This is a genomic window from Bradyrhizobium sp. (assembly GCF_030693485.1).
Lineage (GTDB): Bacteria > Pseudomonadota > Alphaproteobacteria > Rhizobiales > Xanthobacteraceae > Bradyrhizobium.
The window spans coordinates 1-7,044 of the sequence record NZ_JAUYAN010000159.1; the positions used below are offsets into that span (position 1 = coordinate 1).

At 64.5% G+C, this 7,044-nt stretch carries 8 protein-coding genes; all 8 read left to right on the forward strand.

The features are described 5' to 3' along the window. Positions 1–198: 198 nt before the first annotated feature. Positions 199–843 (forward strand): nicotinate-nucleotide adenylyltransferase, encoded by a 645-nt coding sequence (locus Q8N40_RS11745; RefSeq protein WP_305320660.1) that lies wholly within the window; start codon positions 199–201, stop codon positions 841–843. A 226-nt stretch (positions 844–1,069) separates the two neighbouring features. After that, positions 1,070–1,423, forward strand: coding sequence for a ribosome silencing factor (gene rsfS, locus Q8N40_RS11750; RefSeq protein WP_305320659.1), 354 nt, complete (start codon positions 1,070–1,072; stop codon positions 1,421–1,423). A 91-nt stretch (positions 1,424–1,514) separates the two neighbouring features. After that, positions 1,515–1,997: a 23S rRNA (pseudouridine(1915)-N(3))-methyltransferase RlmH gene (rlmH, locus tag Q8N40_RS11755; RefSeq protein WP_305711935.1), complete on the forward strand. Its 483-nt coding sequence runs from the start codon at positions 1,515–1,517 to the stop codon at positions 1,995–1,997. Positions 1,998–2,106: 109 nt separating this feature from the next. Continuing rightward, positions 2,107–3,399 (forward strand): murein hydrolase activator EnvC, encoded by a 1,293-nt coding sequence (locus Q8N40_RS11760; protein ID WP_305711936.1) that lies wholly within the window; start codon positions 2,107–2,109, stop codon positions 3,397–3,399. Then, positions 3,396–4,754: a S41 family peptidase gene (locus Q8N40_RS11765; RefSeq protein ID WP_305711937.1), complete on the forward strand. Its 1,359-nt coding sequence runs from the start codon at positions 3,396–3,398 to the stop codon at positions 4,752–4,754. The genes Q8N40_RS11760 and Q8N40_RS11765 overlap by 4 nt, the downstream gene beginning before the upstream one ends. 174 nt (positions 4,755–4,928) lie before the next feature. Beyond that, complete coding sequence (locus Q8N40_RS11770; protein WP_305711938.1) at positions 4,929–6,140, forward strand: divergent polysaccharide deacetylase family protein; 1,212 nt, start codon at positions 4,929–4,931, stop codon at positions 6,138–6,140. Between the two features lie 105 nt (positions 6,141–6,245). Then, entirely contained in the window at positions 6,246–6,749 is a 504-nt protein-coding gene (locus tag Q8N40_RS11775) for an RNA pyrophosphohydrolase (RefSeq protein WP_305318471.1), read from the forward strand. A 141-nt stretch (positions 6,750–6,890) separates the two neighbouring features. Then, positions 6,891–7,044 (forward strand): NUDIX domain-containing protein (locus Q8N40_RS11780; RefSeq protein ID WP_305711939.1); only part of this gene is annotated, 154 nt, incomplete at its 3' end.

Sequence of the window (7,044 nt, forward strand, 5' to 3'; positions counted from 1 at the left end):
GCACGGCTTGGTGGGTGGACAGGCTATTATGGCAAACCAGGACCCATCGTAATGATGCACGGCTTACGATCCCTCAAAGCCATGCTTCACGGCTGGAGCCTCCGCAACGATGTGTGAATCTCGTAGGGTCAAGCCGGGCGACGACAGTCTTGTTGCTGCAGGCGGCCTGCCCAGTTTCTTCCTGACGCGGTGGCCGCGTTGAGTAAAGTTCCGGTCGCCGCGCTTTCGGTCGCCCAATCGATTCCGCTCTACAGCGCCGGCATGCGCATCGGCCTGCTCGGAGGTTCGTTCAATCCGCCGCATCTCGCGCATCGCGCCATCAGCCTGTTCGCGATCAAGCGGCTGAAGCTCGACCGCGTTTGGTGGCTGGTGACCCCGGGCAATCCGCTCAAGGACCTCGGTGGACTGCACGACCTCGACGCGCGCGCGGATGCGGCGCGGAAAATGGCGGACGATCCGCGCATCGATGTCAGCTGTCTCGAATCCGTCATTGGAACGCGATACACTGTCGACACCATCAGCTACCTGCGCCGCCGCGCTTCCGGCCTGCGCTTTGTCTGGATCATGGGCGCCGACAACCTTGCGCAGTTTCACCGCTGGCAGAACTGGCGGCGGATCGCCTCCGAGATGCCGATCGCGGTGATCGACCGTCCGCCGCAAAGCTTTCGCGCGCTGGCGGCCCCCGCAGCCCAGGCGCTGGCGCGCTATCGCCTGCCCGAGAATCAGGCAGTCCGGCTGGCAGACCAGCGCGCGCCGGCCTGGGTGTTTCTGACCGGCATGAAACTGAACCTGTCATCGACCGGGCTGCGGAACCCGGACGGAAGCTGGAAGACAAAGAAGTAACAGTCGGAATGGAAGTGAGAGCCGGGGTTCACTGGAATATTGAAACAATTAACCCCACATGCCTAGAATAGCCCGTGGATGCCAGGATTCGGCGTTCGCGATACAGTGAAAGGAATGGTCCCTGACCACATCTGTATTGTCCAAGTCTGTTTTACCCAAGGTTGCGAAAGCGGCCGCAAAAACCGCCCCCAAAACCGCGCGTAAAACATCGACCAAAGCCGTGGCCTTGAAGGCGCTACCCGACGCCGACAAGACCCTGAACCTGATCCTCTCCCGCCTCGACGATATGAAGGCGGAAGAGACGGTCACCATCGACCTTCGCGGCAAATCGGCATTCTCCGACTACATGATCGTTACGTCAGGCCGGGCCAACCGGCATGTCGGCGCGATCGCGGAAAATGTCGCCAAGAGCCTCAAGGAAAACGGAATCAAGAGCCTTCACATCGAGGGCTTGCCCAATTGCGACTGGGTGCTGATCGATTCCGGCGATGTGATCGTGCACGTGTTCCGGCCCGAAGTGCGCGAATTCTACAATCTCGAGCGATTGTGGACCCAGGGCCCGACGGCGGCGGCGACGTAGCAGATTGGTTCGGGCTGATCGGTTGCAGCCGATGTGAATCGGCTGAGCGCACGGTAACGTGCGGCGCGCCAATGCGCGTGGAAGTGCAGATATGCGCCTCGTCGTCATCTCAATCGGCCGGCTCAAGCAGGGTCCGGAGCGGGAACTTGCGGAACGCTATCGCGAGCGGTTCGGCGACATCGGCCGCAAACTCGGCTTTCGCGGGCTCGACATTCATGAAATTCCGGAAAGCCGCGCGCGCGATGCCGCCACGCGGATATCGGAGGAAGCCGCGGCGATTTCGGCCGCAATTCCGGAGAAATCCGTGCTGGTGGCGCTGGATGAGCACGGCGACAACATCGACAGCGCCGGGTTTGCGCGGCATCTTGGCCGCTGGCGCGATGAGGCCGCCGCCAACACTATTTTCGCGATCGGCGGCGCGGACGGACTTTCGCCCGATTTGCGGCGCAAGGCTAAACTGTGCGTTGCGTTCGGCGCCGCGACCTGGCCGCACCAAATGGTCCGCGTGATGCTTCTGGAACAGATTTACCGGGCCGCGACCATTCTGGCGGGGCACCCCTATCACCGCGCCTGACCCAAGCTTAGAGCACAGATCGGGATCGATGCAGCCAACGCGGAACAGTCAATCGTACCCAGACACCGGCCGTCGCGGCCGGCTGTGTTCGGTCCGTATTCCGCTTTCCATGACCTTGTTGGCTGCCGGCTTCGCCGGCATCCATCTGGCTCCGGCCGCCGGCCAGATCGCGGCAGTCCCGCCGCAGACCATTTCGGCTACACCTGACGCCATCAAGCAGCGCGAGCAGGAGCTCGAAGCCACCCGCGCGCAGCAGAAGAGCGCCGCCGAACTGCAGGCGAAGCTCAAGGCCGATATCGCTGCGATCGGGCAGGATCGCAGCAAGCTCAATGCGCAGCTGATCGACATCGCCGCCCAGGTGCGCGGCGTCGAGACCAGGATCGGCGATGCCGAAGCGCGACTGCGCCCGCTCGACAGCCGCGAGCAGCAAATGCGCGGCTCGCTGGAGTCGCGCCGTTCCGAAATCATCGAAGTGCTGGCGGCGCTGCAGCGCGCGGGACGACGCACGCCGCCGGCGCTGCTGGTGCGGCCGGAAGACGCGCTGCAATCGCTGCGCACCGCCATGCTGCTGGGATCCGTGGTCCCCGAGTTGCGCGGGCGCGCGGAAAAACTGGCCGGCGACCTCACCGAGCTGGTGACGCTGCGCAAGACCATCGCCACCGAGCGCGACCGGCTTGCGGCCGACCGCGACAAGCTCCGGGACGACCAGACCCGGATGGCAGCCCTGGTCGACGAGCGGCAGCGCAAGCAGAGCGCGGCCGAAAAGGACATGGATGCGGAAGGCGCCCGCGCCCTCGCGCTGTCCCGGCAGGTCGACAGCCTGCAGGGCCTGATCGGCAAAATGGAGCAGGATCTGAAAAGCGCCGCGAAGGCGGCCGCGACCGCCAATCTGCAGGGCGCCCCGACCGGCAAGCCCAATCTGGGGGCGCTGAAGGACCCCGCCCGGATGACCCCGGCCATCGCCTTTGCCTCCGCCAAGGGCCTATTCGCAATGCCGGTTAACGGCAGCAAGATTCGCGATTTTGGCGGTTCCGACGGCGCTGGTGGCGTCGAAAAAGGCATTTCTTTGGCAACCCGGGCCGGCGCCCAGGTCACAACACCGTGTGACGGCTGGGTTGTTTACGCCGGACCGTTCCGCAGCTACGGACAACTCTTGATCCTCAACGCCGGTGGCGGGTATCATGTGCTAATCGCCGGGATGGAGCGCATTTCGGTTAACATCGGCCAGTTTGTACTTACGGGGGAGCCGGTCGCGACCATGGGATCGAGATCCCAGGTTGCATCCATCCTCGCCACTAACGCGAGTCAGCCCGTGCTCTATGTCGAGTTCCGTAAGGACGGCACTCCAATCGATTCAGGTCCATGGTGGGCCGCAAGTGAAGGCGAAAAGGTTCGCGGATGATGCGCAAGACTTCTGTAATTCTCCTTAGCGCCGCTACCGGCGCGGCGTTGACGCTGTTCGTGACCCAGCCCCGCTCCGTCCTGATGGGATCGAGCGCGCGTGCCGCGACATCGGACACCTATCGCCAGCTCAATCTGTTCGGCGATGTGTTCGAGCGGGTCCGCAGCGACTATGTCGAGAAGCCCGATGACTCAAAGCTGGTCGAATCCGCCATCAGCGGCATGCTGACCGGCCTCGATCCGCATTCCAGTTACATGGACGCGAAAAGCTTCCGCGACATGCAGGTGCAGACCCGCGGCGAATTCGGCGGTCTCGGCATCGAAGTCACGATGGAAGACGGGTTGATCAAGGTGGTCTCGCCGATCGACGAGACGCCCGCCTCCAAGGCCGGCATCATGGCCAACGACATCATCACCAATCTCGACGATGAAGCCGTGCAGGGCCTCACCCTCAATCAGGCCGTCGAGAAGATGCGCGGCCCCGTCAACACCAAGATCCGGCTGAAGATCATTCGCAAGGGCCAGGACAATCCGATCGACGTCACCCTCGTGCGCGACAACATCCGCGTCCGTTCGGTCCGCGCGCGCACGGAGAGCGACGATATCGGCTATATCCGCATCACCACCTTCAACGAGCAGACCACCGAAGGCCTGAAGCGGGAAATCGGCAACCTGACCACGCAGATCGGCGCCGACAAGCTGAAGGGCTTCATCATCGACATGCGCAACAATCCCGGCGGGTTGCTGGAGGAAGCGGTCACCGTTTCCGACGCCTTCCTCGAGCGCGGCGAGATCGTCTCGACCCGCGGCCGCAACGCCGAGGAAACCCAGCGCCGCGCCGCGCATGCGGGCGATCTGACCAAGGGCAAGCCGATCATCGTTCTGATCAATGGCGGCTCGGCATCGGCATCGGAAATCGTCGCCGGCGCACTGCAGGACCACAAGCGCGCGACACTGGTCGGCACCCGCTCGTTCGGCAAGGGCTCGGTGCAGACCATCATTCCGCTGGGAAGCGGCAACGGCGCGCTGCGTCTCACCACCGCGCGCTACTTCACGCCGTCGGGCAAATCGATCCAGGCCAAGGGCATCGTTCCCGATATCGAGGTGCTGCAGGACGTGCCCGATGAGTTGAAGGCGCGGGCCGAGACCAACAAGGGCGAGGCCTCGCTGCGCGGCCATCTGAAGTCCGAGGGCGACGAGAAGACCGGCTCGCAATCCTACGTGCCGCCGGACGCCAAGAACGACAAGGCCCTGAAGATGGCGGCCGACCTGCTGCGCGGCGTCAAGGCCAACGCCTCAGCGCCGACCGGCGACAAGGCCGCGATCGACAAGCCCGCCAGCAAGGTGGCGAACTGATCAGACCCCTCGCGGATCTTACGAAAAGGGCGGCCTCGGGTCGCCCTTTTTACTGGGCGGTCCCGGCCGGTTCCCGGCCGCGCTGAACCACGCTTTCACTGAACTCTCGCGGTGGCGTCTGCCGCGGCCTTGCCCCGCCGTGGTATCGTCGAATCAGTTGATTCGGGGAGACCTATGGCAGAGACGGCCGACGATCTGAGCGCACCGCTCGGACAGCAGACGGCGCGCCGCAAGCGCCGTTTCCGGCTGCCGTTTACCGGCATTCAGGCACTTGCCGTGTTGCTGGGCCTGTTTCTGGCGGTCTTTGCGGGCTTCGCCATCTTCGGCGACAATCCGCTTGGCGGCGAGCCGGTTGCGCGCATCGCGCTGCGGCCGCCAGCCACGCTGGCCGACCCCGGCGAAAAAGCTGCGCTGGCGCCTTCCGGCGCCGCCGAGCCCGCCGCCAAATCCGTCGCCAGCCAGGCCGCACCGGCCGACCAGAAGACCGTCACCATTATCGACGGCTCCAGCGGCAAGCGCCAGGACGTCGTGATCGGCAGCGGCGACGCCGCCGACAAGGCCGGGAGCGACAAGGCCACCGCCATGGCCGGGGTGGACCCGCGCCTGCTTGAAAAATCACGATACGGCATGATCCCTGTGGTGTCCGACGGGCTGAAGCCGTTCACCGTCTACGCCGCCGAAGCCGACCGCACCAAGGCGGCGAAGATGCCCGTGGTGTCGATCGTGATCGCCGGCCTTGGGGTCGGCGCGGCCAAAACCACCGACGCGATCATGAAGCTGCCGTCGGCGGTGACGCTGGCGTTTACGCCCTACGGCTCGGATCCCTCCAAACTGGCCGAGCGGGCGCGCGCGCAGCGCCACGAGATCCTGCTGCAGATTCCGATGGAGCCGTTCGACTATCCCGACAACGACCCCGGTCCGCAAACCCTGCTCACCACGCTCTCGGCCGATGCCAATCTGGACCGGCTGCACTGGCATCTCAGCCGCTTTCAGGGCTATGTCGGAATCGCCAATTTCATGGGCGCGCGCTTCGTCGTCACCGACCCGGTGATGCAGCCGATCATGCGCGAGGCCGCCAAACGCGGGCTCGGCTATCTCGACGACGGTTCGGCGCCGCGCTCGACCGCGCCGGCTCTGGCGGCGGCCCAGGCGATGCCGTTCGCCAAGGCCGATTTCGTCATCGACGCGGTGCCGACCGCGGGCGAGATCGACCGGGCGCTCGCCAAGCTGGAAAATCTGGCAAGGGACCGCGGCACCGCCGTCGGCGTCGCCTCGGCGCTGCCGGTTTCGATCGAGCGGATCGGCGTCTGGATCAAGGCGCTCGAGAGCCGCGGCATCATGCTTGTGCCATTGACAACCGCGATGCTGAAATCAAAATCGGGCTGATCACCGACTGGCGCGACTTTGGACCGAAGGTTTTGGGACCGGAGGTCTTGCCGCCAGATCCGCACCTGTGACTGCAAGAGGTTTGACGCAGAAGGCTTTAACGTAATGGCGCGCTACGAAGACCTGCCCTATCGAACATGCGTCGGCATGATGCTGATCAACGCAGCGGGGCTCGTCTTTATCGGTCGCCGTGCCGGCGGCATCGAACATGTCGACGAGACCCACGTCTGGCAGATGCCGCAGGGCGGCGTCGATCCCGGCGAGGACACCTGGGCAGCGGCGAAGCGCGAACTCTACGAGGAGACCAGCGTCCGCTCGGTCGAGAAGCTCGGCGAAGTCCCGGACTGGCTGATCTACGATATTCCGCGCACCGTGGCCGGCCGCGCCTGGAAGGGACGCTATCGCGGCCAGCGCCAGAAATGGTTCGCGGTCCGCTTCACCGGGCAGGACAACGAGATCAATGTCGCGAGCCCCGGCGGCGGCCACAAGGCGGAATTCGTCAACTGGCGCTGGGAGCCGATGAAGAACCTGCCCAACCTGATCGTTCCGTTCAAGCGCCCGGTCTATGAGCGCGTGGTGAAGGAATTTTCGAAGCTGGCTGGCGGCTAGGGTGGCAGCTCGAAACTTTGCCTATCAGTTCGTCATACCGGGGCGCGCGATAGCGCGAACCCGGAATCTTCAGATTCCCCGTTGCGCAGTGCGCACCTGCGGTCTGGACCTCCGGACCATCCCGGAATGACGACTTCCATCATGACCGAAAGCAAACCCTACCGCCCCAATGTGGGCATCGCGCTGTTCAACGCCGCCGGTCAGGTCCTGATCGGGCGACGTTTCAGGGACGACGGACCGGAAATCATTCTGCCAGGCCTGGAATGGCAGATGCCGCAGGGCGGCATCGACGCCG

Coding starts and splice junctions, on each gene's coding strand:
- Q8N40_RS11770 (WP_305711938.1), top strand. CDS start 4,929: ATGGCAGAGACGGCCGACGATCTGAGCGCACCGCTCGGACAGCAGACG.
- Q8N40_RS11775 (WP_305318471.1), top strand. CDS start 6,246: ATGGCGCGCTACGAAGACCTGCCCTATCGAACATGCGTCGGCATGATG.
- rlmH (WP_305711935.1), top strand. CDS start 1,515: ATGCGCCTCGTCGTCATCTCAATCGGCCGGCTCAAGCAGGGTCCGGAG.
- Q8N40_RS11765 (WP_305711937.1), top strand. CDS start 3,396: ATGATGCGCAAGACTTCTGTAATTCTCCTTAGCGCCGCTACCGGCGCG.
- Q8N40_RS11760 (WP_305711936.1), top strand. CDS start 2,107: ATGACCTTGTTGGCTGCCGGCTTCGCCGGCATCCATCTGGCTCCGGCC.